Origin of the sequence: Burkholderia sp. Bp8994, assembly GCF_003853805.1 — a bacterium.
Classification (GTDB): domain Bacteria; phylum Pseudomonadota; class Gammaproteobacteria; order Burkholderiales; family Burkholderiaceae; genus Burkholderia.
Genome location: NZ_QTQH01000022.1, coordinates 1 through 25,843, shown reverse-complemented (window position 1 = coordinate 25,843; position 25,843 = coordinate 1). Strand labels below are relative to the sequence as shown.

Below are 25,843 nucleotides of genomic sequence, written 5' to 3'. Positions count from 1 at the left end.
TTGGTTCGTGATTCGTACCATCGTCGATTGCAGGCAAAGCGATGCGCTCACGCGCGCCCTTCGAAGCCGAGCAGCACGTTCACCGCGTTGATACCGATTTCCTCGACCATGTAGCCGCCTTCCATCACGAACAGCGTCGGCAGGTTCAGGCGCGCGAGCGCGGCGCCGATCCGCAGGTAGTCGGGCGAGCGCAGCTTGAAATGGCTGATCGGATCGTGCTCGAACGTGTCGACGCCGAGCGACACGACGAGCAGGTCGGGCGCGTGCTTCGCGATCGCGGCAGTGGCCTGGCCGAGCGCCGCCGAGTAGGTGTCCCACTGCGTGCCCTTCGGCAGCGGCAGGTTCAGGTTGAAGCCTTCGCCCGCGCCCGCGCCGCGCTCGTCGGCATGGCCCGAGAAGTACGGATACGACACCGCCGGCTCGCCGTGCAGCGACGCGAACAACACGTCCGAACGCTCGTAGAAGATGTCTTGCGTGCCGTTGCCATGATGGAAGTCGACGTCCAGCACCGCGACGCGCGCCGCACCGCTCGCGATGCCGTGCTGCGCGGCGATCGCCGCGTTGTTCAGGTAGCAGTAGCCGCCCATGTACTCGCGGCCCGCATGGTGGCCGGGCGGACGGCACAGCGCGAACGCCGCGCGCGCGCTGCCGTTCGCCAGCAGGTCGGCGCCGGTGAGCGCCGAGTTCGCGCTCGCGCTCACCGCGTCCCACGTGCCGGCGTTGATCGGCGCACCGGCATCCATCGCGAAGAAGCCGAGCTTGCCGTCGATGAAGTCGGGCAGCGTCGCCGCCGACGGCATCGCGCGCACGGGCCACACGAGCGGCAGCGCCTGGCAGGTGCGGCCGGTCGCGGCCCATTCGCCCCATGCGCCGGCGAGAAAGTCGACATAGCGCGCGCTGTGCGCGCCGGCATAGCTCGAGCGGTCGAACGCGCGCGGCGCGATCACGTCGCCGAGGCCGGCCGCGCGGACCTGCGCGAGCACCGTTTCGGCACGAAGGGGGTTCTCGAACGAATCGGTGATCGCGCCGTCCTTCAGTTCGACGCCGCGGTGCAGATGGTGATCGCTGCTGTAGACCGTGAGCATGGTTGACCGTTGCAGTGAAGGCTGTGAGGGGTGGCAACAGTCTATTGAGGCCAGCCGGCAATAACTTTGCTTTTCAACTCTTCGTTTCGTACAATTTTGAGAAAACCGTCTACGGAGACCCGGAAATGAGCAAAAATCGCGCTTCGGTAGAGCTGGACGGCGTCGATCGCGCGATGCTCCGCCTGCTGCAGGAAGACGGCGCGCTGTCCAACGCGACGCTCGGCGAACGGTTGTCGCTGAGCGTCACGCCGTGCTGGCGGCGGCGCAAGCGGCTAGAAGACGAAGGCGTGATCACCGGCTACCAGGCGAACCTCGACCGCCGCGCGCTCGGCATGAACGTGTTCGCGTTCGTGCAGGTCACGTTCAACATGCATTCGGACCAGGATTCGGATCACTTCGAGGACGTGATGCGGCGTCACGACGAAGTGACGTCGTGCCACAAGATCACCGGCGCGGCCGACTACATCCTGCAGGTCGTCGCCGCCGATCTCGACACGTATGCGGAATTCGTCGAACGCGTGCTGAGAAAGCAGGCTGGCGTGTCGTCGATCCAGTCGAGCCTCGCGCTGCGCGAGGTCAAGTTCTCGTCGCGCGTGCCGGTGCCGGACGCGTGATCGATCAAGCGCCCGCGCACGGGCATCCGCTGTCGACCTTCATCTCATGGAGCGCTACCGCATGAAACATTGCATTCCTTCCGCGCCGCTTGCCGCCGCGATCGCTCTCGCGTTTGCATTGGGCGCGTGCGCGACGCAACCGCCTGCCCCGCTTCCACCCAATGTCGCCGGGCAGGACCCGCAGGGCACGCAGACCGCCCAGGCTACCGAAGCCGCCCCGCCGATGGTCGGCGGCGATCGCGACGCGCACGGCTGCATCGGCTCGGCCGGTTATGCCTGGTGCGACACGACCCGACAATGCGAGCGCCCGTGGGAACTTGCGAAGGCGCATGGCTTCGCGAACTCGGCGCAGGGATACGAGCAGTTCTGCCGGAACGGCGCAGCGAAGTGAAGTAATGCGATGTGACCGGGTCGCGATGCAACGTCGCGCCCCGATGAAGTGCAAGCGCGATGCGCGCGTTTCGCCCCGCTGATCCCGCCGTTTTTCCCGTTCCGCGCACCGTCATTCCGGAAACCCGGACACACAAAAAACCCCACGAAATCAGGGATATTCCGCGCGAGCGACACGGCAATCGAGTTCGGTTATATTACGCGCCCCTTGCCATCCCGCCCCGCGGAACGCATTGCGCGCGGCCGCTTTCGACGCGGTCTGAAACGCCTTCCGGCGAGGCCCGCAGCAAGGGCCTGCGCGCCTGTCGCACGACCGCGAAGCAGCCGATTGCACGCGTACATGAAGCCGATCCGAAGGTGTCCTTCGCAACGGCCTCGCGTGCGCAAATGCAACGGTGAACGCGGTCGGTCCGGAATTCCGGATTCGCGATCCGGATCTCCGGATGCGCGATCCGGTTGCGAATCCGCATCGGCCGGGCGGCATGGCAAACCGATGCATCCAAGTTGAAAAAGGGATCTGCTGTGATCAAAACGTTACGGGTAATACTGTCGGCGCTCGCGCTGTGCGTCGCGACGTCGTCCGCGCATGCCGCCGATACGAAGAAGGTCGACGTCCTGCTGGTGGGCGGCGGCATCATGAGCTCGACGCTCGGCGTGTGGCTCCACGAGCTGCAGCCCGACTGGTCGATGACGATGGTCGAGCGCCTCGACGGCGTCGCACTGGAAAGCTCGAACGGCTGGAACAACGCGGGCACCGGCCACTCGGCGCTCGCCGAGCTGAACTACACGCCGGAGAAGGCGGACGGCAAGATCGACATCTCGAAGGCGATCGAGATCAACGAGTCGTTCCAGATCTCGCGCCAGTTCTGGGCCTGGCAGGTCCGGCAGGGCGTGCTGAAGAACCCGCACTCGTTCATCAACTCGACGCCGCACATGAGCTTCGTGTGGGGCGACGACAACGTCCGCTTCCTGAAGAAGCGCTACGACGCGCTGCAGGCGAGCCCGCTGTTCCGCGGCATGCAGTATTCGGAAGACTACGACCAGATCAAGCAGTGGGTGCCGCTGATGATGGAAGGCCGCGACCGCAACCAGAAGGTCGCGGCAACGTGGACGCCGATCGGCACCGACGTGAACTTCGGCGAGATCACGCGCCAGTTCGTCGGCTACCTGAAGACCCAGCCGAACTTCACGCTGTCGCTGTCGAGCGAAGTGCGCGAGATCTCGCGCAACGCGGATGGCACGTGGCACGTGTCGTGGGTGAAGCTGCATTCGGATGAACCGCCGCAGGCCGTCGACGCGAAGTTCGTGTTCATCGGCGCGGGCGGCGGTGCGCTGCACCTGCTGCAGGCGTCGGGCATCCCCGAGGCGAAGGACTACGGCGCGTTTCCCGTGGGCGGCTCGTTCCTCGTGACCGACAACCCCGAGGTCGTGAAGCGCCACCTCGCGAAGGCGTACGGCAAGGCGTCGGTCGGCTCGCCGCCGATGTCGGTGCCGCACCTCGACACGCGCATCATCGACGGCAAGAAGATCATCCTGTTCGGACCGTTCGCGACGTTCTCGACCAAGTTCCTGAAGAACGGCTCGTACTTCGACCTCGCGAAGAGCACCAACCTGCACAACGTCGCGCCGATGATGCGCGTGGGCGTCGACGAATTCCCGCTCGTCGAGTATCTCGCCGGCCAGCTGATGCTGTCCGACGACGACCGCTTCAACGCGCTGAAGGAGTACTTCCCGGACGCGAAGAAGGAAGACTGGCGCCTGTGGCAGGCCGGCCAGCGCGTGCAGATCATCAAGCGCGACCCGAAGAAGGGCGGCGTGCTGAAGCTCGGCACCGAGATCGTCAGCTCGCAGGACGGCAGCATCGCGGGCCTGCTCGGCGCATCGCCGGGCGCGTCGACGGCCGCGCCGATCATGCTGAGCCTGATGCAGAAGGTGTTCAAGGACAAGGTCGCGACGCCCGAATGGCAGCAGAAGCTCCGCCAGATCGTGCCGAGCTACGGCACGAAGCTGAACGACAGCCCGGCGAAGGTCGTCGAGGAATGGACCTATACGAGCGGCGTGCTGCAGCTGTCGCCGCCGCCGAAGATCGACCTGACGGCGCCGTCGCAGGCGACGGGCACGGCTCCGGCGCGCCCCGCGAAGGCGGCGGCCGACATGGCGCTGTAACGCGTCCGGTCCCGTTTCGCCGCATCGCACGGCCGCCTTCGGGGCGGCCGTTTTTCATCGCGAATGCGGACGGCGCTGCGTGCTGCGTCCTGCGTAGGCTTCACCGGCTGCCATACCGCCCGCCGCACCACGGCCGATCGCCCGCTGCGGGGGCCGTCCGCCACCGGCCCTCCGCCACCGGCCCTCCGCCACCGGCCGACCCGCTGCCGATGACCCCGCTGCGGGCCGCGCGGGGCCGGTCGCCCCAGCCACCGTCCCGCATCCGCTAGAATTGCGGGCACGCGCGACACCGTCGCCACCGATCCACCATCCGCATCGACGCGGTCCACGCGACCGCCGGTGCGGCCCGCGCCCGAGCCGCGCGAGCGCCGCACTTCGTTGCCGCGCCCGCCCGGGCGCGCCACCAACCGAATTCAGCTGGAGAAAGACCGTGTTTACTTGCCGAAACCAGAGCTGCGGCACGCAGTGGGAAACGTCCGACGTCGTCATCAAGGACGAAGGCCAGGGGCTGCTGTTCCGCTGCCCGCTGTGCGGCGCGCGCAACTATCTCGAACGCTTCGAGGACGATGAAGGCAACGTCGCCTACGAACAGATGGAAGGCAAGCCTTACCTCGGAGACCTCGAATGACCCAGCCGACCGCCACGCCCTTCAGCGCGCTGCCGCTGACGCCCGCCACGCTCGCGAACCTCGCGCAGCTCGGCTATGTCGACATGACGCCGATCCAGGCCGCGAGCCTGCCGGTCGCGCTGGCCGGCCAGGACCTGATCGCGCAGGCGAAGACGGGCAGCGGCAAGACCGCCGCGTTTTCGCTCGCGCTGCTGGCGCGCCTCGACGCGCGCCGCTTCGACGTGCAGGCGATGATCCTGTGCCCGACCCGCGAACTCGCCGACCAGGTCGCGCAGGAAGTGCGCCGCCTCGCGCGCGCCGAGGAAAACGTGAAGGTGCTGACGCTGTGCGGCGGCACGCCGATGCGCCCGCAGGCGCAGAGCCTCGAGCACGGTGCGCACATCGTCGTCGGCACGCCGGGCCGCATCATGGATCACCTCGACCGCGGCAACCTGAAGCTCGACGCGCTGAACACGCTCGTGCTCGACGAAGCCGACCGGATGCTCGACATGGGCTTCTTCGACGACATCGCGAAAGTCGCGCGCATGTGCCCGACGACGCGCCAGACGCTGCTGTTCTCGGCGACCTACCCGGACGGCATCGCGAAGCTGAGCCAGCAGTTCCTGCGCAATCCGAAGGAAGTGAAGCTCGAGGAGCGCCACGACGACAGCAAGATCCGCCAGCGCTTCTACGAAGTGACGGAAACCGAGCGGCTGCACGCGGTCGGCCAGTTGCTGAACCACTACCGGCCGGTGAGCACGATCGCGTTCTGCAACACCAAGCAGCAATGCCGCGACCTGCTCGACGTGCTGCACGCGCAGGGCTTCCACGCGCTCGCGCTGCACGGCGAGCTCGAACAGCGCGAACGCGACCAGGTGCTGATCCAGTTCGCGAACCGCAGCTGCTCGGTGCTGGTCGCGACCGACGTGGCCGCGCGCGGGCTCGACATCGCGCAGCTCGAGGCCGTGATCAACGTCGACGTGACGCCCGACCCCGAAGTGCACGTGCACCGCATCGGCCGCACCGGCCGCGCGGACCAGGAAGGCTGGGCGCTGAGCCTCGCCAGCATGGACGAGATGGGCCGCGTCGGCGCGATCGAGCAGGCGCAGAAGCGCGACGTCGAATGGCATCCGCTCGCGGAACTGAAGCCGGCCGGCAACGACACGCTGCTGCCGCCGATGGAAACGCTGCAGATCCTCGGCGGACGCAAGGACAAGATCCGCCCGGGCGACGTGCTCGGCGCGCTGACCGGCGATGCGGGTTTCGACGGCAAGCAGATCGGCAAGATCAACGTGACCGAGTTCTCGACCTATGTCGCGGTCGAGCGCGGCGTCGCGCGCGACGCGCTGCGCAAGCTCAATGCGGGGAAGATCAAGGGCAAGCGAGTCAAGGTCCGGTTGATGGACGAAGAGTGACGCGGTGATGCCGGCGCGCGCCGCGACGCTCATGCCGCGCGCCCGCTCAGCATCGCCAGATACTGCCGTACCGCGCCCCATTCCGCGCCGCTGCGGCTGAGCGCGACGAGTTCGGACCCCGGCACGCTGCCGGCGAGTTTCCGGTACACGACGTTCGGCGCCGCGATCCGGCTGAGCGGCGCCGGCACCAGCGCCACGCCGAGACCGGCGCCCGTCAGCGCCAGCACCGACAGCGTGCTGCTCACCTTGTGCGCGATGTGCGGCGTCTTGCCGAGCACCCGCCGCAGGATCGCCAGCTGCCCTTCGTCGTCGCCGTCGGCGGCATAGAAAATGAACGGTTCGTCCGCGAGCGCCGCGACGCTCACCGAGCGCCGCTTCGCGAGCGCATGCCGGTCGCTCATCATCACGTCCCACGCCCAGCTGCCGATCGTGCGCACGGCCAGCTTCGGATCGAACGCCGTGCCGAAGGCCGGGCAATAGCCGATGTCGAGCCGGCCCGCCAGGATCGCGTCCTGCTGCGCGGCCGGCGCCATTTCGTGCAGGTCGAGCGCCACTTCCGGCCACGCCGCGTGAAACGCGCTCAGGTCGTCGGACAGCCGCCCCGTCGCGACCGCATTGCCGACGAAGCCGATCCGCACCACGCCCGTCTCGCCGCGCGCCGCGCGCTGCACGACCGTCTTCGCGCGCGCGGCCTGCTCGAGCGTGTGCCGCGCTTCGGCCACGAGCAAGCGGCCCGCGTCGGTCAGCAGCACCTTGCGGGTGCTGCGCTCGAACAGCGTCGCGCCCAGTTCCTCCTCGAGCGCGCGGATCTGCGCGCTCAACGCGGGCTGCACGATATGGAGCCGCTCCGCCGCGCGGCCGAAATGCCCTTCTTCGGCAACCGCGAGAAAGTAGCGCAAATGGCGAAGGTCCATACGGTCGATTGATCACCCGAAACGATTAATCTCGAAATTTAATCTATTGGAATGAAAAATCAAGCGCGCGCATCCTGATGGTCATCCGCTGCGTCACAGCCCACCTGCAAGGAGCCCCGTCGTGTCCGACCGCAACCGCATCGATGTTCACCAGCATGTCGTCCCGCCGTTCTGGGCCGCAGCCCTCCCGTCGCACGGCGGCGATCCGTCCGGCTGGGGCAGCCCGACCTGGAGCCCGGAAGCCGCGCTTGCGTTCATGGACTCGCTGGAGATCCAGACCGGCGTGCTGTCGCTGACGGCGCCCGGCGTGCAGGGCTGGAACGGCCAGGCCAAGCGCGACATGGCGCGCCAGGTCAACGAATACGTGGCCGGCCTCGTCGCGCAACGGCCGACCCGCTTCGGCAACTTCGCGACACTGCCGCTGCCCGACGTCGACGGCACGCTCGCCGAGATTGATCACGCGTTCGACACGCTGAAGGCCGACGGCGTCGTGCTGCTCAGCAACTACGGCGGCACCTATCTCGGCGATGCGGCATTCGACGCCGTGTGGGCCGCGCTGGATCGCCGCCACGCGGTGGTGTTCATTCATCCGGCCAAGCCCGCGATCGACGTGCTGCCCGGCATGCCCGGCCCGCTGCTCGACTACCCGTTCGATACGACGCGCACCGCGCTGCAGCTCGTGCTCAACGGCGTGATCGCGCGCTACCCGAACGTGCGCATCATCCTGTCGCACGCCGGCGGCTTCCTGCCGTACACCGCGTACCGCTTTGCCGAACTCGCGCCGGGCGTGCGCAACGACGTGCCGGATCGCGACGGGCTGCTCGACCTGCTGCGCACGTTCTACTTCGACACCGCGCTGTCGTCGCCGTCCGCGCTGCCGAGCCTCACCGCGTTCGCGCAACCGGATCGCGTGCTGTACGGCAGCGACTTCCCGTATGCGCCGCCGGCCGTCGGCACGTCGTTCACCGCCGCGCAGGACGCGTATGCCGCGCTGGGCGCCGACCGGCACGCTGCGCTCAATCGCGCGAACGCGCTGCCGCTGTTCCCGCGCCTCGCCGCACTCGCGCGATAACGCGCGACGCAGTGCCGCGTGACGCCCCATCGCGGCGGCGTCACGCGCGCAACCGCCCGCGGCCGTCCGCGCCGCGCGGCACCGTCAGAACGGAATGACGGCCTTCGCCCAAACGGCCTCGCCGGCCGGCCGGTTGCGCACGAAGAATTCCTTCACGACGCGCGCTTCCAGGCTGACCTTGCCGAACTGGTAACGGACACCGGGGCCGATCGCGAACGTCTGTCCGCGAAAGCCGTCGCCCGCGACCGGCTGGCCGTTCTGCATGTCGTCGGTGGTCTGCTTGACGAAGTAGCCCGACAGCCCGACGCGCGCCTTCGGCGTGACCGCGTAGCTCGCCGAGTAATCGATGTGGAACAGGTTGCCCGAGTGGTAATGGGTGTCGTTGTTCGGCGAGTTGAAGCTGTACGTGATCTTCGCGGACACCTCGATCTTGTCGTTCGGCAGCCACGTCACGCCGAACACCGGCCGCGCGGTGTAGTAGTTCTTGCCGGTATTCAGCGCCGCATGCATGTCGTACTGGCCGGTCGGGAACACGAATTCGATCGCCGCGACGGTGCGCAACGCGCCCGATCCCCACGCGATCAGCGCGGGGCTGACGATCAGGTCGCCGAGATTGGTGCGGTCGAACGACGCGCCGCCCGCATCCAGCGCCAGATGCTCCATCGGCAGCACCGCATACGCACCGTAGCGCCCGCCGAGCACCGACAGGTTCGACATCCACACGACGCGCGGAATCAGCACGTCGGCATCGAGCTTGAATCCTGGCACCGAACCGTTGCCGTGCGAATCGTTGAAGCGCGATGCATGGTAGTGCGTGTAGTACAGCAGCGCGTACAGCCCGGCCGGCGGCAGCGCGCCGGCGAAGAACGCTTCCGCGCCCTCGCCGATCGTGTCGCCGCCGCCCTCCGTTGCAAACGCGCCGGTGCTCAGCGCCATGCCCGCGCACGCGGCGAGCGAAACCAGTCCGAATGCAGCCTTTCGTTTCATCGATGTCTCCAATATTCGTTCTACTGAATTGATTTTTTATGGTCGTCCCGCGCGCCGCCCCCGCCGGCTATTCGTTGAAGTGCTCGATCACGAGCCGGTTGAAGCGCGCCGCGTGCTCGATCTGCGTCCAGTGTCCGCAGCGGCCGAACACGTGCAGCTGCGCATTCGGCAGCAGTTCCAGCAGCCGCGTCGAGCTGTCGAGCGGAATGACGCGGTCCTCGCGGCCGTGCACGATCAGCGTCTCGTGCGGCAGCGCGCGCAGTTTCGCCTCGTCGCTCGCGAGCGCATCGACCCAGCGCTGACGCGGCGCGGGAAACATGTTCGCGAACGCCTCCTGGTAGCCGGGCCGCACACTCGCGGCGTAGCGCAGCTTCGCGAGCTCGTCGTTCACCAGCGTGCGATCGAACGCGAAGATGTCCAGCAGGCCGCGCATGTTCCCGATCGACGGCGTATAGCCCCACACGGCGTCGAGCCCTTCGGTGAGCGTGAAGCGCGTGCCGGCCGCGCCCATCAGCACGAGCCGGCCGACCCGTTCGGGCGCGCGGATCGCCAGCGCGAGCGCGAGCGCGCCGCCGAACGAGTTGCCGATCACGTGCGCGCGCTCGACGTCGAGCGCATCGAGCAGGCCGAGTGCGTGGTCGACCCAGTGGTCCATCGAATACACGTAATCGCGCGGCCGCTCGGTTTCGCCGAAGCCGGCCATGTCCGGCGCGATCACGCGAAACTGCGCGGCAAGCGCGGGCATCGTGAGCCGCCAGTTCGCATAGGCCGTGACGCCCGGCCCCGAGCCGTGGATCAGCAGCACCGGCGGCCCGTCGCCGAGGTCGTGATAGTTGGTGTCGAGACCGGCCGCGACGATCCGGCGGCCCAGTTCGGGATTGCTTGACATGATGCTTCTCCAGTCGGTTTCGGTGGCGCGCGGCGCGTCAGCGCCCGCGTTTCTTCGCGCTCTGCCCGCCGATCCCGAAATGCGCCTTCGGCATCTCGGTGATGATCACGCGCACCGATTCGAGCGGTGCGTCGAGCGAGCGATGGATGGCTTCGGTGACTTCCGCGATCAGACGTTCCTTCTTGTCGTCGTCGCGGCCTTCCAGGATGTACAGATGAGCTACCGGCACGATGGCCTCCCGTTGCGTTCGGAACGTTCAGATGAAGCGCAGGCCGACCGAGCCGATGTCCTGCACGCGCAGCGTCACGTTGTCGCCGGCCGCGACGGCCACCGCCTCCGTGATGCCGCCCGACAGGATCAGGCTGCCCGCCGGGATCGACTCGCCGCGCGCGCCGAGATGGTTCGCGAGCATCGCGATCGCCGCGGCCGGATGCCCGAGCACGGCCGCGCCGGCGCCGAATGCGACCGGCAGCCCGTTCTTCTCGAGCACGATGCCGAGCGTGCGCAGGTCGACGCCGTCCACCGGCAGCGGGCGGCCGCCCGCGACGAAGCGCGCGGCCGACGTGTTGTCGGCCACCACGCTCTTCAGGTCGAACTTGAAATCGCGGTAGCGGCTATCGATCACCTCGATCCCGGCGACGACGAAATCGGTCGCGGCGAGCACCGCGCCGACGTGGCAGCCGGGCCCCTTCAGTTCCGCCTTCGTCACGAACGCGATTTCCGGCTCGACCTTCGGATGGATCAGTGCGGACGTGTCGCACTCGCCGCCGTCGGGCAGGTCGTAGACGTCGGTGAGGAAACCGAACACGGGCGTGTCGACGCCCATCTGCCGCATCTTCGCGTGCGACGTCAGGCCGGCCTTGTAGCCGACGATCCGCGCGCCGCGCGCGAGCTGCCGGCGGCGGATCGCATCCTGCACCGCGTAGGCGTCGTCCCAGTCCATCTCCGGATGACGGTCGGTGATCTTCGGTGTGTCGCATGCTTCACGCATGCAGTCGTCGAGATGCGCGGCGAGCGCCTCGATCGTGTCGGTCGACAGGTTCATGCGGCCTCCCGCTTCGCTTGCGCCGCGCGCGCCTTCGCGAGCGTCAGCGCGGTGTCCTCGATCATGTCCTCCTGGCCGCCGACCATCCCGCGCCGGCCAAGCTCGACGAGGATGTCGCGCGCCGGAATCCCGTATTTGTCGCCCGCCCGCTTCGCGAACAGCAGGAACGACCCATAGACGCCCGCATAGCCGAGCGTCAGCGCGTCGCGGTCGATCCGGATCGGGAAATCCATCATCGGCACGACGAGATCCTCGGCGACGTCCTGGATCTTCCACACGTCGACACCGGTTTCGATGCCCATCCGCTCGCACACGGCGACGAACACTTCGAGCGGCGTGTTGCCGGCGCCGGCGCCGAGCCCCGCCGCCGCGCCGTCGATCCGGTTCGCGCCGGCCTCGATCGCGGCGATCGAGTTCGCGACGCCCATCGCGAGGTTGTGGTGACCGTGAAAGCCCAGCTCCGTGTCGGGCTGCAGCGCGTCGCGCACCGCGCCGAGGCGCGCCTTCACGTCGTCGGGCAGCATGTAGCCCGCCGAGTCGGTGATGTAGATGCAGTTCGCGCCGTACGACTCCATCAGCTTCGCCTGCTTCACCAGCCCTTCCGGGCTGTTCATGTGGCTCATCATCAGGAAGCCGACGGTATCCATGTCGAGCTTGCGCGCCATCGCGATGTGCTGCTCGGAGACGTCCGCCTCGGTGCAGTGCGTCGCGACGCGGATCGTATGCACGCCGAGCGCGTGCGCTTCCTTCAGGTGATCGACGGTGCCGATGCCCGGCAGCAGCAGCGCCGACACCTTCGCGCGCTTCAGCAGCGGGATGACCGCGCCGAGGTATTCCGCGTCGGTATGCGCGGGAAAGCCGTAGTTCACCGACGAGCCGCCGAGGCCGTCGCCGTGCGTGACTTCGATCAGCGGCACGCCGGCCGCGTCGAGCCCGCTCGCGATCGAGCGCATCTGGTCGAGCGTCATCTGGTGACGCTTCGGGTGCATGCCGTCACGCAGCGTCATGTCGTGGACGGTGATTCGCTTGCCTTTGAGATTCATTTCCGTTCCTTTTCGTCCGGTCGTGGAAGTCGCGTCTGCGGGCATCAGGCCGCCTGCGCGGCCGATGCCAGCGCGAGGCGGCCGGCCAGCAGTTCCTCGGCGAACATCTCGGCGGTGCGCGCGGCGGCGGCCGTCATGATGTCGAGGTTGCCCGCGTATTTCGGCAGGTAGTCGCCGAGGCCTTCGACCTCGAGATAGACCGACACGCGATTGCCGTCGAACACCGGCCCGTTGACGAGCCGGTAGCCGGGCACGTAGCGCTGCACGTCGGCGATCATCGCGTGCACCGATTCGACGATGCGCGCTTCTTCGGGCGCGCTCTCCGTCAGGCAGTGCACGGTGTCGCGCATGATCAGCGGCGGGTCGGCCGGGTTGATCACGATGATCGCCTTGCCCGCCTTCGCGCCGCCGACCTGCGCGACCGCCGCGGCCGTCGTGCGCGTGAATTCGTCGATGTTCTTGCGCGTGCCGGGGCCGACCGAGCGCGACGACACGGTCGCGACGATCTCGCCGTACGCGACCGGCTGCACGCGCGAGATCGCGCGCACCATCGGGATCGTCGCCTGGCCGCCGCAGGTGACCATGTTGACGTTCATCTCGCCGGAGCCGATGTGGTCCTTCAGGTTGACCGGCGGCACGCAGTACGGACCGATCGCGGCCGGCGTCAGGTCGATCATCAGCACGCCGAGCGCATTGAGCTTGCGGCTGTTTTCCGCGTGGACGTACGCGCTCGTCGCATCGAACGCGATCTGCACGCCGTCCGCCTGCACGTGCGGCAGCAGGCCGTCGACGCCGTCCGCGGTGGTCTTGAGGCCGAGTTCGCGCGCGCGTTTCAGGCCGTCGGAATCGGGATCGATGCCGACCATCCACACGGGTTCGAGCACGGGGCTGCGCATCAGCTTGGCGAGCAGGTCGGTGCCGATGTTGCCGGGACCGATCAGCGCGCAACGGATCTTTCGGGTCATGGGGAATGCCTCGTTAGCGTGGAAAGGAGAACGGGCGGCGCTCACGCGAACCGCACCGAACACGCGCCGATCCCACCGATCGACACGCGGAAGTTGTCGCCGCGCGCGGCCGGCGCCATCGCGGCGAGCGCGCCGGACAGGATCACTTCGCCGGCCTTCAGCGGAATGCCGAGGCGGCCGAGCGTGTTGGCGAGCCACGCGACCGCGTTCACCGGCGAGCCGAGCGCGGCCGCGCCGGCTCCGGTGCCGATCACGTCGCCGTTCTTCTCGAGCACCATCCCGCAGGTCGACAGGTCGACGCTGCGCGTGCTCACGGCCTTGTCGCCAAGCACGAACACGCCGCACGACGCGTTGTCGGCGACCGTGTCGCCGATGCGGATCTTCCAGTCGCGAATGCGCGAATCGACGATCTCGAAGCACGGCATCACGCATTCGGTCGCCGCCAGCACCATCGCGTTCGTCACGCCGGGGCCGAGCAGGTCGCGCTTCAGCACGAACGCGATCTCGCCTTCGGCCTTCGGCTGGATCAGCGTGTCGAGCGCGATGCACTCGCCGTCGCCGACCACCATGCCCGACAGCAGGTAGCCGAAGTCCGGCTGGTACACGCCGAGCATATCCATCACCGCCCTCGACGTGACGCCGATCTTCTTGCCGATCACGGTCTCGCCCGCATCGAGGCGGCGCTGCAAGAAGCGCTGCTGGATGCGGTACGCGTCGTCGACCGACAGGTCCTCGTGCTGTGACGTCAGCGGCGCGATCGGTTCGCGCGACGTCATCGCGTCGTACAGCCGGTCGCCCAGCGTGGTAATCAACGTGGAGTCCATAAGAGTGTTCCGGTCAGTAACGGTTGGGTCAGAGCTTCACGCAGACGTTGCGCAGCTCCGTGTAGAACTCGAGCGAATGCACGCCGCCCTCGCGGCCGATGCCCGATTGCTTCGCGCCGCCGAACGCGGTGCGCAGGTCGCGCAGGAACCACGAATTGACCCACGCGATGCCGACGTCGATCGACGCCGCGACGCGATGCGCGCGCGACAGGCTGGTCGTCCAGATCGCGGTCGACAGCCCGTACGCATTCGCGTTCGCGCGGCCGATCACTTCGGCTTCCGAATCGAACGGCATCACGAGCGTGCACGGCCCGAAGATCTCGTCGCGCGCGATCGGCGAATCGTCGCCGAGGCCGGTCCAGATCGTCGGCTGCACCCACGCGCCGCCGCGCAGGTCGTCGGGCATGTCGGGCACGCCGCCGCCCGTCACGATCGTCGCGCCGAGTTCGGCCGCCTTGCGGTAATACGACAGCACCTTGTTGCGATGCTCCTGGCTGATCAGCGGGCCGAGGCCGGTCGACGCCGCTTCCGGGCGGCCGGGTTGCAACTGCTCGGCGCCGGCCTTCAGCGCCGCGACGAAGCGCTCGAACAGCGGACGCTCGACATACACGCGCTCGGTGCCGAGGCAGACCTGCCCCGCGTTCGCGAAGCACGAGCGCAACGTGCCTTCGACGGCCGCGTCGAAGTCGCAGTCGGCGAACACGATCGCCGCGTTCTTGCCGCCCATCTCGAGACTGACGGGCCGCGCGCCGTCGGCCGCCGCCTTCATGATGGCCGCGCCGGTGCGCGTCTCGCCGGTGAACGTGATCGCGTTCACGCCCGGATGGGTCGTCAGGAATTCGCCGGCCGAAGCCGGCCCGAAGCCGTGCACGACGTTGTAGACGCCGCGCGGCACGCCCGCCGCGTTCATCACTTCGCCGAGCAGCGCGGCCGTCTGCGGCGTCTCCTCCGACGGCTTCACGACCACCGTGTTGCCGCACGCGAGCGCGGGCCCGACCTTCCACGTCATCAGCAGCAGCGGCAGGTTCCACGGGCAGATCACGCCGACCACGCCGACCGGCCGGCGGATCGCGTAGTTGAGCGCGCCCGCGCCGTCAGGCGTCGCCATCTCGAAGGTTTCGCCGGGCACGTTCTTCACGACGTCGGCGAATACCTTGAAGTTCGCGGCGCCGCGCGGAATGTCGATATGGCTCGCGAGGCTCACCGGCTTGCCGGTGTCGGCCACTTCCGCTTCGAGGAAATCGTCGAAGCGGCGCGTGATGCCGTCGGCCACCGCATACAGCAGCTCGACGCGCTGCGCGACCGTCAGGCTGCCCCACGGGCCGGCCAGCGCCGCGCGGGCGGCCTGCACCGCCGCGTCGACGTCGGCACGGCTCGCTTCGGCCACGCGCGCGATCACCGCGTTGTCGAGCGGCGAGCGCTTGTCGAACCAGCGCTCGCCCGCGCGATAGTCGCCGTCGATGAAGTTGCGGACGCGCCGCGGTTCCGGCTGCCCGCCGGCGGGGCCGCATTTCGCGGCGTTGGGTTCGGTGTCGTACATGATGGAGTTACCGATAGTCGTGAATCCGTGATCCGTGGGTTCGTGAAGCGTGTTCGCGTGCGATGTCGTGCCGTGTCTTGCCGTGTCGCATGCCGCGCGTCACGACCCGCCAAGGCCGGCCGCATCGAGCCCCGCCTGCGCGCATTGCGCGTCCTGTGCCTCGCTGCCGCCCGACACGCCGATGCCGCCGATCAATGCACCGTCGTCGACGATCGGCAGCCCGCCGCCGAATGCGACGAAGCGCGGTCGCAGCACGAGGCCCTGCCGCACGGCGTCCGAGTGCGACGCCAGGGCGGCGTGCCACGCGCCGGTCGGCAGACCGAAGCTCGCGGCCGTGTACGCCTTGTCGATCGCGATGTCGATCGAATGCAGCGGCGCGCCGGGCATGCGCACGAACGCCGCGAGCAGCCCGGCCGCATCGACGACCGCGACGTTCACGCGCACGCCGAGCCGCCCGGCGGCCTCGGCCGCCGCCTGCGCGGCACGCGCGGCGTCAGGCCAGTCGATCGTGCGCAGCTCGACGCTGCGGGTCGTATCGTTTCGGTTCATTGCGCTGCGCTCCTTCGCGGGTCAGGTATAGACGGTCGTGAACGCTTCGTTCAGCTCGCCGGAGTGGAAGAAGATCCCGCGCCCGAGTTCCTCCTCGGTCCACGTGGTGACAGGGCGATCGGGTTGCGCGAGATAGCCGAGCCCCGCGAACGTCTCGTTGCGGTTGCCGCTCGGATCGAAGAAGTAGATCGTGGTGCCGCGCGTGATCCCGTGCCGCGTCGGCGCGACGTCGATCTTCACCTTGTTCTTCGCCATCACGTCGGCCGACTTCAGCACGTCGGCCCAGTCGTCGAGGAAGAACGCGATGTGATGCAGCCCGTTGCGCGGGCCGCCGACGAACGCGATGTCGTGCGGCGTCGTGCTGCGGAACATCCACGTCGCGGCCTGGATCGTGTTGCCCGGGCCGACCATCACCTGTTCCGCCAAGTGGAAGTCGAGACACTCGGCCATGAAGCGCGTGTTCTCCTCGACGCGGTTCACGCCGGCCTCCGGATTCAGCTCGCACATCAGCAGGCAGTGGTCGAGCCAGTGCACGGCCGAGCCCGGCACGTCGTCGGGCCACGGATCGGGGTTCAGCGAGCCGACCGCGGTGCCCACCAGCTCCTTCTTCGCGAACAGGCGCAGCTCGTGCCCGCTCGGCAGCAGGAACCGCAATTGACGCCCGACCGCCGGCAGCGCGCCTTCGGGCAGCATCTCGGTCGCGATTCCGTATGCTTCGATACGCTGCTGCAGCGCGTCCAGATCCGCGTCGTGCTCGACCTTGTACGCGGCATGCTTGAGCCCCGCCTGATCGGACGGCGACAGGATCAGCGAATACTTGTCCCATTCGTCCCAGCATTTCAGGTAGACGTTGCCTGCCGCGTCGCGCATCGTCTCCTGCATGCCGAGCACGCGCACGTAATGACGCAGCGCCGCTTCCATGTCCATCACTTTCAGACTGACATGACCAATACGCATCACACCCATGATGTGTCTCCTCCTGGTTTCCTGATTACTTGTCGATCGCCGGCGCGCCTGCACAGGACGCGCCGCAGAAGAACGGCTTTTTCAACCGGCCGGCCACTTCGAGTTCGACGTCGCCGTCCGGCACGACGCGGCACGCAAGCGCATAGCCGTCGCTTTCCTCCTCCGCGCTCACGTGCGCTCGGCTGATCGGCCCGAGCTTGCGCACCGCGCCGCGCAGCACACGCACCTTGCATACGCCACACCCACCGTTCAGGCAGCCGACCGGAATGCCGCGCCGGCCGAGCTTCGCCATGCCGGCCAGCAGCGACTCGCCGGACACGCACGCATAGCGCTCGTCGGTCTGCGCGATCCGGACCGTCCCGCATACGCGGCCCGCGTCCATGTCACACCCGCCGGAACAGCGGGCTGCGCGTCTGTTGCGCGTCCGCCGCCGAGATGAACTTCTCGTGATAGATGTCGCGCTCGAACAGGCGCCCCTGCATCAGCGTCGTGATGCACGCGTCGATCATCGCGGGCGGTCCGCACAGGTATGCCTGGTGCCCCGAGAAGTCGCCGTCGAAATGCGCCTTCGCGACGTCGTGCACGAACCCTTGCGCGACGTCGCCGCCCGCATCCGGCGCGCCTTCGGACAGCGCCGGCACGTACGTGAAGTTCGGATGGCGTTCGGCGAGCGCGCGGAATTCGTCGTGGTAGTACAGCTCCTTCGCGTTGCGCTGGCCGTAGACCAGCGTGATCGGCGCGGTGACGCCGCTCGCGAGCAGATCGGCGATCATCGAGCGCGGGCTCGACAGCCCCGATCCGCCGGCCATGAAGATCATCGGCCGCGCGGCCGAGCGGCGCACGAAGAAGCGGCCGTACGGGCCCGACAGCCGCACGCGGTCGCCCGTCGCGAGCTGCTCGTGCAGATAACCGGTGCCGAGCCCGCCCGGCACCTGCCGCACGTTCAGCTCGATCTCGCCGGTGGCCGCGACGTCGGCCGGCGCGTTCGCGATCGAGAACGCACGGCTCTGCCCGAGGCCGGGAATCTCGAGCTGCACGTACTGGCCCGCCTGGAAATGGATCGGCTGCGACAGCTTCAGGCGGATCGACTTGATGGTCGGCGTGAGCTGCTCGATGCGCGTGACGTCGGCCGCGAAGTCCTTGACCGGGATGATCTCCGCGTCGGGCTCCTCGTCGACGTCGGCCTCGATCACGGTGTCGGCCTGCAGCGTCGCGCAGCACGCGAGCGCCTTGCCTTCCTCGCGCTCGAAATCCATCAGCGCGAACGGGTTCGCGTCGCCGAGATCGGTTTCGCCGTCGAGCACGGCGACCTTGCAGGTGCCGCAGAGGCCGTGACAGCACGCGTGCGGAATGTAGATGCCCTGGCGCAGCGCGGCGTCGAGCATCGTCTGTCCTTCCTCGACCTCGATCGTCACGCCCAGCGGCTCGATGGTAAGTTGATGGCTCATGATGGTTCGCTCGTCCGCGTGGCGGTCAGAAGCTCGCGCCGCCGAGGCCGTCGAGGCCCGGCGTGCGGAAGCTGATCAGGTCCTTGTGCCCGAGGCCGTTGTCGGCCAGGCTCTTCGCTGCGTCGGGCGTCCACGGCTCGCCGGAGCGAAACCACGCGACGCGATCCCAGTCGATCTTCGCGAAGTCGGGGTGATAGCCATAGACGGGCGGCAGCACCTTGTCGGCTAGCGCGCCGAACGGCAGGTCGGGCGGCAGCGGCAGGCAGAACGGCGCCGGGAACATCAGGTGGTCTTCCCAGCACACGTAGAGCAGCGGCGCCGGAAACTTCCCGATGGCGTCCTTCATCGGGAAGTCGTAGGGTTTGAGCGCGATGACGGCCATGTTTGTCTCCTGTCGGCCCGCGTTCGCGCCGTGGCGCGCGCGGGTCCTGTTCAAGGTTGCGTATCGATTGCGGGTCAGTTGCTGGTGGCCTGGCCGCGCCAGGCCGCGAAGTTCTTCTGGTCTTCCGAGCCGTCGAAATCGAGGTTGTCGCGGCCCATCTGCACTTCGTAGTAGTCGAGCACCGCGGCAAGCGGATCGAAGCCTTCCGCGCTCGGGTCCGCATCGGGCGGGAAGCAGTTGCCCTGATGGATCTGGTGCACCGGCAGCCACGCCTGCACGTATTTCTGCGGCTCGTGGTCGAAGATTTCCTTGCAGTGATCGCTGCAGAAATGGAACTTGTTGCCGAGATAGTTCGACTCGCGCGCGCCGATCTTCTTCGGGTTGCCGGGCTCGGTGAACAGCATCGGGATCTGGCAGGTCTGGCACAGCATCGGCAGCGTCTTCATGTAGAAGCGGTTACCGGCTTTCGCCTGCTCGCCCCAGTAGTCGAAACGCGGGCGGTAGTAACGGTCGAACGAATCGGGATACTTCGCGGACAGCCACGCCATCTCGTCTTCGGTCGGCACCCAGGTGTGGAACGCGGAGGCCGCGTTGAAGCCGTAGAACGTCGACCACGCCTGGTGGCTGATGTGGTCCTTGCCTTCGCACGCGTCCTGCCAGCCCTTCGGCTCGCGAATCCCGTAGCGCGCGAGATCCTTGAACAGCGCGCCGCCGTTCTGCTCCGCGTACATCTCCCACGATTCGCGCCAGCTCATCACGCGCTTCGGCTGCATGTAGTCCATCATCATCGCGACCAGCGTGAGCAGCCGGTAGCCGCGCCAGAACCACTTGTCGATCCAGCGCTGCACGATCGGCACGTTGTCCGGGTCCTGTTCGAGCAGGAACTTGATGCACTCGATGCCGAGCGTCATGTGACGCGATTCGTCCGACTGCGCGGAGAAGCCGAACGTGACGGTCGACATGTCGCCGTTGTACGCGGCGCCCGACATGAACGGCACGAACAGCAGGTTCGTCAGCACGTATTCGAACGAGAAGCTGACCGCGGTCAGGAACTCGAACGGGCCCGACGAGTACGCATCCTCGAAAAACGACTTCGGCACCGACAGATACCAGACGCGATCGAACCAGTGGTTCGAGTGATGGAATCCGTTGAAGAACTTGTTGTACGTCGACATCGCGTGCGTTTCGGTCTGGTAGTGCCGCAGCTCGTCGATCGACTGCATCTGGCATGCGATGCGCGCGCCCTCGCCGGTGAAGTGCCGGCCGACGTGCGCGAAGCCGCGGTGCGCGAGATATTCGAGCGGCGTCACACCCTGGATGAACAGCTTCAGCGCGTTGATGTAGCGGGCATCGGTCACGCCGAGGAACGCGTTGTTCTGCGTGAACGCGTCGATCACCGCGTACAGCTTCTTCTCCTTCTCGCCCTGGTATTTCCAGTACGCATCCATCGTCAGGCGGAACGGGTCGACCCACTTGTCCCAGTCATGGATCTTGATGCCTTCATAGCGGTCGTACGGGAAGACCTTCTCCATCGGCTGGTAGGTCGTCTCCCAGCCGAGACCGCGCGTCATTGCCGCGTAGCGGTCCTTCAGGCCGAGCTTTTTCTTGAGCGTTGGCGTGTCCATGCGTGTCTCCGTGTTGTCGGTGCGCGTAGCGCGGTGTTCAGTGCGACCAGCTCAGCGTGAACTGGTCGTCGTCCTCGTCGATGTGGCCGGACAGCGTGATCAGGTTCACCTGCAGCTGCTGCAGGTCGAAGCGCGTGCCGGTCAGCTCCTCGATCGTGTCGCGGCGGATCGTCAGCCGGTCCGGCGCGTCGATCTTGACCATGCCGGGCGACTCGACCACCACCGCGCGCGGGTTGTCGGCGACGATCGCGTCGACGATCGGTCTGGAGTCCTCATTGGCCTGAAAGGCGATGAATACGTTGGACATGCTGGTTATCCTTGGGATGTGAGGTGAATGCCCGTCGTCAGAGCGCGATGCCGAGCTTCGCGACGCGCGCCTGAAACTGCTCGCGCACTTCGTCGAGCGCGGCCTGGCCGGCGTCCTGCAGCGCGCGTGCGGCGACCGGCGCGAGCGCCGCGTCGGCCCGGGCCGACCAGTCGCGGGTCCAGCGGGCGAGCAGCGCACGGTTGTCGTCGGATTCGGCGGCCATCGTCTTCACGACCGCGTCGATCCAGCGATTCGATTCGGCGTGCCATTCGGGCATGAACGCAGTCAGCATCGCGACCGCCGAGCCGCCCGCGAGCGCGATCCGTTCGTCGACGAAACGGTCGTAGACGAGCGGATACAGCAGGCCGTCGAGCGCGAGGTTCTGCGCGACGAACAGCTCGACCGGGTCGGCCACGACCAGCGTGTCCTCGACGTAGCGGCGCAGCGGCTGCCAGGCGGCGTCGTTCGTCCAGGCCGCCTTGGCCGCATCGAGCACGTCGGGCTCGGCCATCGCGAGCGCGAGGCGCGTCAGGTACTGCGCGACGCCGAGGTTGTCCATCGCATGGAACATCGCGGGCGCCGTGAACGCGGTGCCGTAGCCGAGCGCGCAGATCTGCGCGTTGTTCATGTTCGCGCCCCACGCGACGTGGCGCAGCGGCACCAGCACGTCGAGCGCGTGCGCGGCCACGTCGTCGCGCATCAGGCCGATCATCCGGCGCGACTCGACGAACTCGAAGTTCGACTCCATCGCGTCCTGCTGGCGCGCCCGCGTGGTCGCCCACGACGCGTAGTAGAACTGGCGCGGATCCTTCAGCGCGTACCAGCTCGCCATCCGGATCGCCGAACGCGACGGATCGAAGATCTCGTGGTCCGGATCCCAGGTCGGCCGGTAATGGAAGTTCGCCTGGGGCTGCGCGCCCATCATGCCTTCCTGGTAACGCGTCGCCGTCTTGTCGCCGCCGATGTGCTGCGCGACGTGCGCGAAGGTGTGCCGGAGCGGCTTGATGTCGACTGTCTTTAGCTCGATGGTCACTTCTTGCTCCTCAATGTCATGGGTTCGCTTCGACGTCGAGCCGCGTGACCTGCTGTTCGCGGCAGAACGCATCGAAGGCGGCAGGAGGCAACGTCAGCTCGACGCACAGCTCCGGCGCACCGCCGATCGACAGCTCGAATTCGACGAAGCCGCGCACGTTCGTGCCCGTCACGCGGACGCACTTGCGGCCGGGATCGAGCGGGGAAAGATCGGTCGGATGCTGATTCATGATCGGTGTCGCCTCCATGCCGGACTTCAATGCAGCATCCGTGCCACGTTCGGATCGACCTTCAAAAAATCTCGATAATTCAGGGAAAGCCCTGACGCAAAGTTCGAATTCGCGATCCACAATGGCGGTTAACCAGAACGGCAAACGCACGCCGGCGACCCTGCCGGAACCTATATCCGGCGGCCTTTTTCATCATTTGAGCAACTCGGTCGAGCGCATTTGATGAAATGATCAAATCGATCCGCTCACCGCGGCGCTGCTGGCGAGAACTTTGAAAATCACGAGAAATCTCGACGGAGGAGACATGACGCGGCCCAGCCTGCCCCCTTTGCCGCCGGACACCGACCTGCGCAAGCTGATCCATTTTTCGGCGAGCGACGGTCGCATCTGGCTGGCCGGACAGCGGATGGTGCTGCTGCATGCCGGCGCGCTGGCGACGCTGCGCCAGGAACTGATGGAAAGCGTCGGCCCCGCGCAGACGCGGCGTTTCTTCACGCGGGTCGGCTTCGCGGCCGGCGAACGCGACGCCGCGCTCGCGCGCGAGATCCGCAGCGGCGCGTCGCTGTTCGACATGTTCCACGTCGGCCCGCAACTGCACATGCTCGAAGGTGCCGTGCAGGTCACCCCGTTGCGGTTCGAGGCCGACCCCGCGACGGGTGCGTTCTACTGCGAATACCGCTGGGAACATTCATGGGAAGCCGACGTGCACCGCCGCACGTTCGGGCCGCAGCCCGAACCGGTGTGCTGGATGCTGATCGGTTATGCGACCGGTTATACCAGCGCGTTCATCGGCCGCACGATCCTGTTCAAGGAAACGAGCTGCGTCGGCATGAACGACCCGCACTGCACGATCGTCGGCAAGCCGGCCGACGAATGGCCCGACGCGGAGGAAATCACGTCGTGGTTCAAGGCCGACTCGCTGATCAATACGATCCGCGACCTGCAGACCGAGGTCGAATCGCTGCGCCTCGAGATGACGCCCGACGACGGCCGCACCCGGCTCGTCGGGCGCTCCGATGCGTTCCGCGCGGCCTATGCGCTGCTGGAGACGGCCGCGCCGACCAAGGTCGCCGTGCTGCTCACCGGCGAGACGGGCGTCGGCAAGGAACGCTTCGCGCGTGCGCTACACGGCCTCAGCCCGCGCGCGGCGAAGCCGTTCGTCGCGATCAACTGCGCGGCGATTCCGCATGCGCTGATCGAGTCGGAACTGTTCGGTGCGGAGAAAGGCGCATTTACGGGCTCGCAAACCGCGCGCGCCGGGCGCTTCGAGCGCGCGGACGGCGGCACGTTGTTTCTCGACGAGATCGGCGAGCTGCCGCTCGACGTGCAGGCGAAGCTGCTGCGCGTGCTCCAGGAGGGCGAGGTCGAGCGGCTCGGCGCGACCGACGGCCGGAAGGTGGACGTGCGCGTCGTCGCGGCGACCAACCGCGATCTCGAACAGGCCGTGCGCGACGGCACTTTTCGCGCGGATCTCTACTACCGGATCAACGTTTATCCGGTGCTGATTCCGCCACTGCGCGACCGGCAGGACGACATCGCACCGCTCGCCGACGCGATGCTCGACCGCTTCGCGGCGCTGCACGGCAAGCCGACGCCCACGCTGACCGATTACGCGTACGACGCGCTGCGCGGCTATCGCTGGCCCGGCAACGTGCGCGAGCTCGAGAACCTGATCGAGCGCGCGGTGATCCTGTCGCGGCCGAACCGTCCGGTCGACGCGAAGGACCTGTTCCCCGGCGTCGGCTCACCCGGCGGCGCGACGGTCGACCGGGCCGGGCAGATCCGGCCGGCGGCCGCTATGTCGATCGACTGCGGGTCGATCCTCGACCAGTTGCAAGGCGGCGGCGGGCTCGACGGCCTCGAGCGGGCACTGCTGCATGAAGCCGTCGACCGCGCGAACGGCAACCTGTCGGCCGCCGCACGCCTGCTCGGCCTGACCCGCGCGCAGCTCAGCTATCGGCTCAACCGCAGACAGGACCAGGAGGACGCGTGACATGAACAGCATCCTGCCCGCCGATCCGTTCGACGATCCGCCGCCGGCGCTCGAACCGGCCGCCGCCGACGCCGCCGACGCCGCCGAACCGCATGCCCGCACGCTCAGCGAGCACGCGTATCACCAGCTCCGGCAACACATCATCGAAGGGCATTACCCGCCCGGCGCGAAGCTGCGCGTCGAGCACCTGAAAGACGTGTACGGCGTCGGCGCGGGCACGCTGCGCGAGGCGCTCACGCGGCTCGTCAGCGATGCGCTGGTCGTCGCGGAAGGGCAGCGCGGGTTTCGCGTGACGCCGATGTCGGTCGACGATCTGGAAGCGATCACGCGCCTGCGCATTCATATCGAGGTCGATGCGCTGCGCGACTCCGTGCGGCATGGCGACGATGCCTGGGCGCAGCGTGTTCGGCAGAGCTTCGAGCAGTTGTCGGCGTGGGAGCAGCCGGTGTCGATCGAGCACCGCGCCGCATGGGAAGCGTGTAACCGGCGCTTTCACGAAGCGCTGATCTCGGCGGCCGCGACGCCGTGGACCTATCTGATCCTGCGCATGCTGTCGCAGCAAAGCGAGCGCTACCGGCGCGTGTGCATCGGACTCGGCGATTCGAAGCGCGACGTGCATGCGGAACACACGTGCCTGTTCGAGGCCGCGATGCGCCGCGCCGATGCGCGCGCCGCGCTCGCGCTCGAAGACCATATCGGCACGACACTCGCGGTGGTGCGCAACGCGCCGCCCGGCACGTTGCCGTTCTAGCGCACCGCCGCGCGGACGACGCGATCACGCCAGCTCGGGATACCCGTGCGCGGCCGCGTCCCGCGCGAACCCGGCAATCGTGTCGTACGCGCCCGGCGGCAGGCGCTCGAATCCCTTCAGCCGCAGTGCGCTCGCCCGCGCCGGATCGAGCGCGACCGCGTGATCGAGCGCATCCTGCAACGCCTCCACGAGCCGCCCTTCCAGCGCTTTCGACGCGATCAACGGCAACCCCGGCGCCGACGCCGTCATGCCGATGATCCGGATCTCTTTCAACAATTCGGGCAGCGCGTCACGCACGTACGCGAAGGTCACGCAATCGATCGCCGCGCAATCGGCAACGCCTGCGGCCAGCGCGCGCAGCACGTTCAGGTGCGAGCCGAACGGCACGACCGAACCGAAGAAACGTCCGTCATGCGCATGCGGCGCGACCGCGTGCCGGAATGCGTTCATCCCGCTATGCGAATCCGCACCGTTGAAGGCGGCTCGCAATCCGCGACACGCTGCCAGCGTCGTCGCGCCGCCCGCATGCACGCGCGCCGACGCGACCAGCACGCTGCTGTAGCGCGCGCCGTCACAGCCGGGGGCATCGAAGGCCGGTGTCGCGATCAGGTGCGCGGTATCGCGCAATCCGAGCATCCGGTACGGATATCCGCACGTCTGCGACAACAGCAGGTCGTTGCGGCGCCACAGCGCGTGCAGATCTCCGAACGGCTCGTCAAGCAACGCGACGCCGGCCGGCCCGCCGGCGCGCGCGAACGCATCGAGCGCGTCACGCAGCAGCGCGCGCCACAGCGCGGCGTGGCGCGGCGTCACGTTGTACATCGGCAGTCCGGCGATCCATTGGCTCATGCGCGCATTCTACGCATTGGCGGCGCCCTGGAGAAAGCCCGTCCGCCCGGGCGTCGCCGGGGTCCGGCACGCGGCACGCGGCCGGGGCCGGGGCCGGGGCCGGGGCCGGGGCCGGGGCCGGGGCCGGGGCCGGGGCCGGGGCCGGGGCCGGGGCC

Annotated in this window: 29 protein-coding genes; 9 read left to right on the top strand and 20 right to left on the bottom strand. The window is 67.8% G+C overall.

Annotation, left to right across the window (positions count from 1 at the left end; all coding sequences use genetic code 11):
* Positions 1 to 47: 47 nt before the first annotated feature.
* On the bottom strand, positions 48 to 1,085 hold the full coding sequence (locus tag DIE04_RS23280) for a histone deacetylase family protein (RefSeq protein WP_124520912.1): 1,038 nt from the start codon (positions 1,083 to 1,085) through the stop codon (positions 48 to 50).
* Between the two features lie 125 nt (positions 1,086 to 1,210).
* Here DIE04_RS23280 and DIE04_RS23275 point away from each other — a divergent pair, with 125 nt between their 5' ends.
* The 5 genes from DIE04_RS23275 (at position 1,211) to dbpA (ending at position 6,277) form a co-directional block, all read left to right on the top strand.
* Entirely contained in the window at positions 1,211 to 1,699 is a 489-nt protein-coding gene (locus DIE04_RS23275; protein WP_044845446.1) for an Lrp/AsnC family transcriptional regulator, read from the top strand.
* Between the two features lie 61 nt (positions 1,700 to 1,760).
* Positions 1,761 to 2,090, top strand: a complete 330-nt coding sequence (locus DIE04_RS23270; RefSeq protein WP_124521005.1) for a hypothetical protein — start codon at positions 1,761 to 1,763, stop codon at positions 2,088 to 2,090.
* Between the two features lie 521 nt (positions 2,091 to 2,611).
* On the top strand, positions 2,612 to 4,255 hold the full coding sequence (gene mqo, locus DIE04_RS23265; RefSeq protein WP_124487085.1) for a malate dehydrogenase (quinone): 1,644 nt from the start codon (positions 2,612 to 2,614) through the stop codon (positions 4,253 to 4,255).
* Positions 4,256 to 4,685: 430 nt separating this feature from the next.
* Entirely contained in the window at positions 4,686 to 4,883 is a 198-nt protein-coding gene (locus DIE04_RS23260; RefSeq protein WP_044845448.1) for a hypothetical protein, read from the top strand.
* Positions 4,880 to 6,277 carry an ATP-dependent RNA helicase DbpA gene (dbpA, locus tag DIE04_RS23255; RefSeq protein ID WP_124520914.1) on the top strand — a complete coding sequence of 466 codons (1,398 nt, stop codon included), beginning with the start codon at positions 4,880 to 4,882 and terminating at the stop codon, positions 6,275 to 6,277. The genes DIE04_RS23260 and dbpA overlap by 4 nt, the downstream gene beginning before the upstream one ends.
* A 29-nt stretch (positions 6,278 to 6,306) precedes the next feature.
* Here the strand turns inward: dbpA and DIE04_RS23250 are convergent, their stop codons facing one another.
* Positions 6,307 to 7,191 carry a LysR substrate-binding domain-containing protein gene (locus tag DIE04_RS23250; RefSeq protein ID WP_124520916.1) on the bottom strand — a complete coding sequence of 295 codons (885 nt, stop codon included), beginning with the start codon at positions 7,189 to 7,191 and terminating at the stop codon, positions 6,307 to 6,309.
* A 121-nt stretch (positions 7,192 to 7,312) separates the two neighbouring features.
* On the opposite strand from DIE04_RS23250, the gene hndA reads away from it, so the two are divergent.
* Positions 7,313 to 8,263, top strand: coding sequence for a 2-hydroxy-1-naphthoic acid nonoxidative decarboxylase (gene hndA / locus DIE04_RS23245; protein WP_124520918.1), 951 nt, complete (start codon positions 7,313 to 7,315; stop codon positions 8,261 to 8,263).
* An 84-nt stretch (positions 8,264 to 8,347) separates the two neighbouring features.
* On the opposite strand, the gene DIE04_RS23240 is transcribed toward hndA, so the two are convergent.
* The 17 genes from DIE04_RS23240 to DIE04_RS23160 form a co-directional block, all read right to left on the bottom strand.
* Positions 8,348 to 9,250: a transporter gene (locus DIE04_RS23240; RefSeq protein ID WP_124520920.1), complete on the bottom strand. Its 903-nt coding sequence runs from the start codon at positions 9,248 to 9,250 to the stop codon at positions 8,348 to 8,350.
* A 67-nt stretch (positions 9,251 to 9,317) separates the two neighbouring features.
* Complete coding sequence (locus DIE04_RS23235) at positions 9,318 to 10,139, bottom strand: alpha/beta fold hydrolase (RefSeq protein WP_124520922.1); 822 nt, start codon at positions 10,137 to 10,139, stop codon at positions 9,318 to 9,320.
* A gap of 37 nt (positions 10,140 to 10,176) precedes the next feature.
* The gene (locus DIE04_RS23230) at positions 10,177 to 10,371 is read right to left on the bottom strand and encodes a 2-hydroxymuconate tautomerase (RefSeq protein ID WP_257129466.1); all 195 of its coding nucleotides are present in this window, start codon (positions 10,369 to 10,371) and stop codon (positions 10,177 to 10,179) included.
* A 24-nt stretch (positions 10,372 to 10,395) separates the two neighbouring features.
* Positions 10,396 to 11,184, bottom strand: coding sequence for a 2-oxo-3-hexenedioate decarboxylase (dmpH, locus tag DIE04_RS23225; RefSeq protein ID WP_044845454.1), 789 nt, complete (start codon positions 11,182 to 11,184; stop codon positions 10,396 to 10,398).
* Positions 11,181 to 12,227, bottom strand: coding sequence for a 4-hydroxy-2-oxovalerate aldolase (gene dmpG, locus DIE04_RS23220; protein ID WP_044845455.1), 1,047 nt, complete (start codon positions 12,225 to 12,227; stop codon positions 11,181 to 11,183). The genes dmpH and dmpG overlap by 4 nt, the downstream gene beginning before the upstream one ends.
* 44 nt (positions 12,228 to 12,271) lie before the next feature.
* Positions 12,272 to 13,192, bottom strand: coding sequence for an acetaldehyde dehydrogenase (acetylating) (locus DIE04_RS23215; protein WP_124520924.1), 921 nt, complete (start codon positions 13,190 to 13,192; stop codon positions 12,272 to 12,274).
* Between the two features lie 41 nt (positions 13,193 to 13,233).
* A complete protein-coding gene (dmpE, locus tag DIE04_RS23210) occupies positions 13,234 to 14,016 on the bottom strand; it encodes a 2-oxopent-4-enoate hydratase (protein ID WP_124520926.1) in 783 nt (260 codons plus the stop codon).
* Between the two features lie 28 nt (positions 14,017 to 14,044).
* Complete coding sequence (locus DIE04_RS23205; RefSeq protein ID WP_124520928.1) at positions 14,045 to 15,556, bottom strand: 2-hydroxymuconic semialdehyde dehydrogenase; 1,512 nt, start codon at positions 15,554 to 15,556, stop codon at positions 14,045 to 14,047.
* Between the two features lie 99 nt (positions 15,557 to 15,655).
* A complete protein-coding gene (locus DIE04_RS23200) occupies positions 15,656 to 16,105 on the bottom strand; it encodes a heme-binding protein (protein WP_124520930.1) in 450 nt (149 codons plus the stop codon).
* Positions 16,106 to 16,126: 21 nt separating this feature from the next.
* Positions 16,127 to 17,071 (bottom strand): catechol 2,3-dioxygenase, encoded by a 945-nt coding sequence (locus DIE04_RS23195; protein WP_124520933.1) that lies wholly within the window; start codon positions 17,069 to 17,071, stop codon positions 16,127 to 16,129.
* Positions 17,072 to 17,096: 25 nt separating this feature from the next.
* Positions 17,097 to 17,453, bottom strand: a complete 357-nt coding sequence (locus DIE04_RS23190) for a 2Fe-2S iron-sulfur cluster-binding protein (RefSeq protein ID WP_044845461.1) — start codon at positions 17,451 to 17,453, stop codon at positions 17,097 to 17,099.
* Position 17,454: 1 nt separating this feature from the next.
* Positions 17,455 to 18,519, bottom strand: coding sequence for an NADH:ubiquinone reductase (Na(+)-transporting) subunit F (locus DIE04_RS23185; protein ID WP_124520935.1), 1,065 nt, complete (start codon positions 18,517 to 18,519; stop codon positions 17,455 to 17,457).
* A gap of 25 nt (positions 18,520 to 18,544) precedes the next feature.
* The gene (locus DIE04_RS23180; RefSeq protein ID WP_124520936.1) at positions 18,545 to 18,901 is read right to left on the bottom strand and encodes a phenol hydroxylase subunit P4; all 357 of its coding nucleotides are present in this window, start codon (positions 18,899 to 18,901) and stop codon (positions 18,545 to 18,547) included.
* Positions 18,902 to 18,975: 74 nt separating this feature from the next.
* Complete coding sequence (locus DIE04_RS23175) at positions 18,976 to 20,526, bottom strand: aromatic/alkene/methane monooxygenase hydroxylase/oxygenase subunit alpha (RefSeq protein WP_124520938.1); 1,551 nt, start codon at positions 20,524 to 20,526, stop codon at positions 18,976 to 18,978.
* A 37-nt stretch (positions 20,527 to 20,563) separates the two neighbouring features.
* On the bottom strand, positions 20,564 to 20,833 hold the full coding sequence (locus DIE04_RS23170; protein ID WP_044845465.1) for an MmoB/DmpM family protein: 270 nt from the start codon (positions 20,831 to 20,833) through the stop codon (positions 20,564 to 20,566).
* Between the two features lie 37 nt (positions 20,834 to 20,870).
* Positions 20,871 to 21,866 (bottom strand): phenol hydroxylase, encoded by a 996-nt coding sequence (locus tag DIE04_RS23165; RefSeq protein ID WP_124487101.1) that lies wholly within the window; start codon positions 21,864 to 21,866, stop codon positions 20,871 to 20,873.
* Positions 21,867 to 21,882: 16 nt separating this feature from the next.
* Positions 21,883 to 22,095 carry a phenol hydroxylase subunit gene (locus DIE04_RS23160; RefSeq protein WP_311766337.1) on the bottom strand — a complete coding sequence of 71 codons (213 nt, stop codon included), beginning with the start codon at positions 22,093 to 22,095 and terminating at the stop codon, positions 21,883 to 21,885.
* Between DIE04_RS23160 and DIE04_RS29870 the strand changes: the two genes are divergently transcribed.
* The 3 genes from DIE04_RS29870 to DIE04_RS23150 all read left to right on the top strand — a co-directional run bounded on the left by DIE04_RS29870 (position 22,094) and on the right by DIE04_RS23150 (position 24,839).
* On the top strand, positions 22,094 to 22,318 hold the full coding sequence (locus tag DIE04_RS29870; protein ID WP_185500417.1) for a hypothetical protein: 225 nt from the start codon (positions 22,094 to 22,096) through the stop codon (positions 22,316 to 22,318). The two genes, DIE04_RS23160 and DIE04_RS29870, sit on opposite strands and share 2 nt — an antisense overlap.
* Before the next feature lie 81 nt (positions 22,319 to 22,399).
* Entirely contained in the window at positions 22,400 to 24,088 is a 1,689-nt protein-coding gene (locus tag DIE04_RS23155) for a sigma-54-dependent Fis family transcriptional regulator (protein WP_124520940.1), read from the top strand.
* Position 24,089: 1 nt separating this feature from the next.
* The gene (locus tag DIE04_RS23150; protein WP_124520942.1) at positions 24,090 to 24,839 is read left to right on the top strand and encodes a GntR family transcriptional regulator; all 750 of its coding nucleotides are present in this window, start codon (positions 24,090 to 24,092) and stop codon (positions 24,837 to 24,839) included.
* Between the two features lie 24 nt (positions 24,840 to 24,863).
* On the opposite strand, the gene DIE04_RS23145 is transcribed toward DIE04_RS23150, so the two are convergent.
* Positions 24,864 to 25,688: a phosphate/phosphite/phosphonate ABC transporter substrate-binding protein gene (locus tag DIE04_RS23145; RefSeq protein ID WP_044845470.1), complete on the bottom strand. Its 825-nt coding sequence runs from the start codon at positions 25,686 to 25,688 to the stop codon at positions 24,864 to 24,866.
* Positions 25,689 to 25,843 lie beyond the last annotated feature (155 nt).

Excerpts from the sequence above, each read along its gene's own strand:
- DIE04_RS23280 (WP_124520912.1), bottom strand. The coding sequence starts at position 1,085 with ATGCTCACGGTCTACAGCAGCGATCACCATCTGCACCGCGGCGTCGAA.
- DIE04_RS23275 (WP_044845446.1), top strand. The coding sequence starts at position 1,211 with ATGAGCAAAAATCGCGCTTCGGTAGAGCTGGACGGCGTCGATCGCGCG.
- DIE04_RS23270 (WP_124521005.1), top strand. The coding sequence starts at position 1,761 with ATGAAACATTGCATTCCTTCCGCGCCGCTTGCCGCCGCGATCGCTCTC.
- dbpA (WP_124520914.1), top strand. The coding sequence starts at position 4,880 with ATGACCCAGCCGACCGCCACGCCCTTCAGCGCGCTGCCGCTGACGCCC.
- DIE04_RS23250 (WP_124520916.1), bottom strand. The coding sequence starts at position 7,191 with ATGGACCTTCGCCATTTGCGCTACTTTCTCGCGGTTGCCGAAGAAGGG.
- DIE04_RS23240 (WP_124520920.1), bottom strand. The coding sequence starts at position 9,250 with ATGAAACGAAAGGCTGCATTCGGACTGGTTTCGCTCGCCGCGTGCGCG.
- DIE04_RS23235 (WP_124520922.1), bottom strand. The coding sequence starts at position 10,139 with ATGTCAAGCAATCCCGAACTGGGCCGCCGGATCGTCGCGGCCGGTCTC.
- dmpH (WP_044845454.1), bottom strand. The coding sequence starts at position 11,184 with ATGAACCTGTCGACCGACACGATCGAGGCGCTCGCCGCGCATCTCGAC.
- dmpG (WP_044845455.1), bottom strand. The coding sequence starts at position 12,227 with ATGAATCTCAAAGGCAAGCGAATCACCGTCCACGACATGACGCTGCGT.
- DIE04_RS23215 (WP_124520924.1), bottom strand. The coding sequence starts at position 13,192 with ATGACCCGAAAGATCCGTTGCGCGCTGATCGGTCCCGGCAACATCGGC.
- dmpE (WP_124520926.1), bottom strand. The coding sequence starts at position 14,016 with ATGGACTCCACGTTGATTACCACGCTGGGCGACCGGCTGTACGACGCG.
- DIE04_RS23205 (WP_124520928.1), bottom strand. The coding sequence starts at position 15,556 with ATGTACGACACCGAACCCAACGCCGCGAAATGCGGCCCCGCCGGCGGG.
- DIE04_RS23200 (WP_124520930.1), bottom strand. The coding sequence starts at position 16,105 with ATGAACCGAAACGATACGACCCGCAGCGTCGAGCTGCGCACGATCGAC.
- DIE04_RS23195 (WP_124520933.1), bottom strand. The coding sequence starts at position 17,071 with ATGGGTGTGATGCGTATTGGTCATGTCAGTCTGAAAGTGATGGACATG.
- DIE04_RS23190 (WP_044845461.1), bottom strand. The coding sequence starts at position 17,453 with ATGGACGCGGGCCGCGTATGCGGGACGGTCCGGATCGCGCAGACCGAC.
- DIE04_RS23185 (WP_124520935.1), bottom strand. The coding sequence starts at position 18,519 with ATGAGCCATCAACTTACCATCGAGCCGCTGGGCGTGACGATCGAGGTC.
- DIE04_RS23180 (WP_124520936.1), bottom strand. The coding sequence starts at position 18,901 with ATGGCCGTCATCGCGCTCAAACCCTACGACTTCCCGATGAAGGACGCC.
- DIE04_RS23175 (WP_124520938.1), bottom strand. The coding sequence starts at position 20,526 with ATGGACACGCCAACGCTCAAGAAAAAGCTCGGCCTGAAGGACCGCTAC.
- DIE04_RS23170 (WP_044845465.1), bottom strand. The coding sequence starts at position 20,833 with ATGTCCAACGTATTCATCGCCTTTCAGGCCAATGAGGACTCCAGACCG.
- DIE04_RS29870 (WP_185500417.1), top strand. The coding sequence starts at position 22,094 with ATGATCGGTGTCGCCTCCATGCCGGACTTCAATGCAGCATCCGTGCCA.
- DIE04_RS23160 (WP_311766337.1), bottom strand. The coding sequence starts at position 22,095 with ATGAATCAGCATCCGACCGATCTTTCCCCGCTCGATCCCGGCCGCAAG.
- DIE04_RS23155 (WP_124520940.1), top strand. The coding sequence starts at position 22,400 with ATGACGCGGCCCAGCCTGCCCCCTTTGCCGCCGGACACCGACCTGCGC.
- DIE04_RS23150 (WP_124520942.1), top strand. The coding sequence starts at position 24,090 with ATGAACAGCATCCTGCCCGCCGATCCGTTCGACGATCCGCCGCCGGCG.
- DIE04_RS23145 (WP_044845470.1), bottom strand. The coding sequence starts at position 25,688 with ATGAGCCAATGGATCGCCGGACTGCCGATGTACAACGTGACGCCGCGC.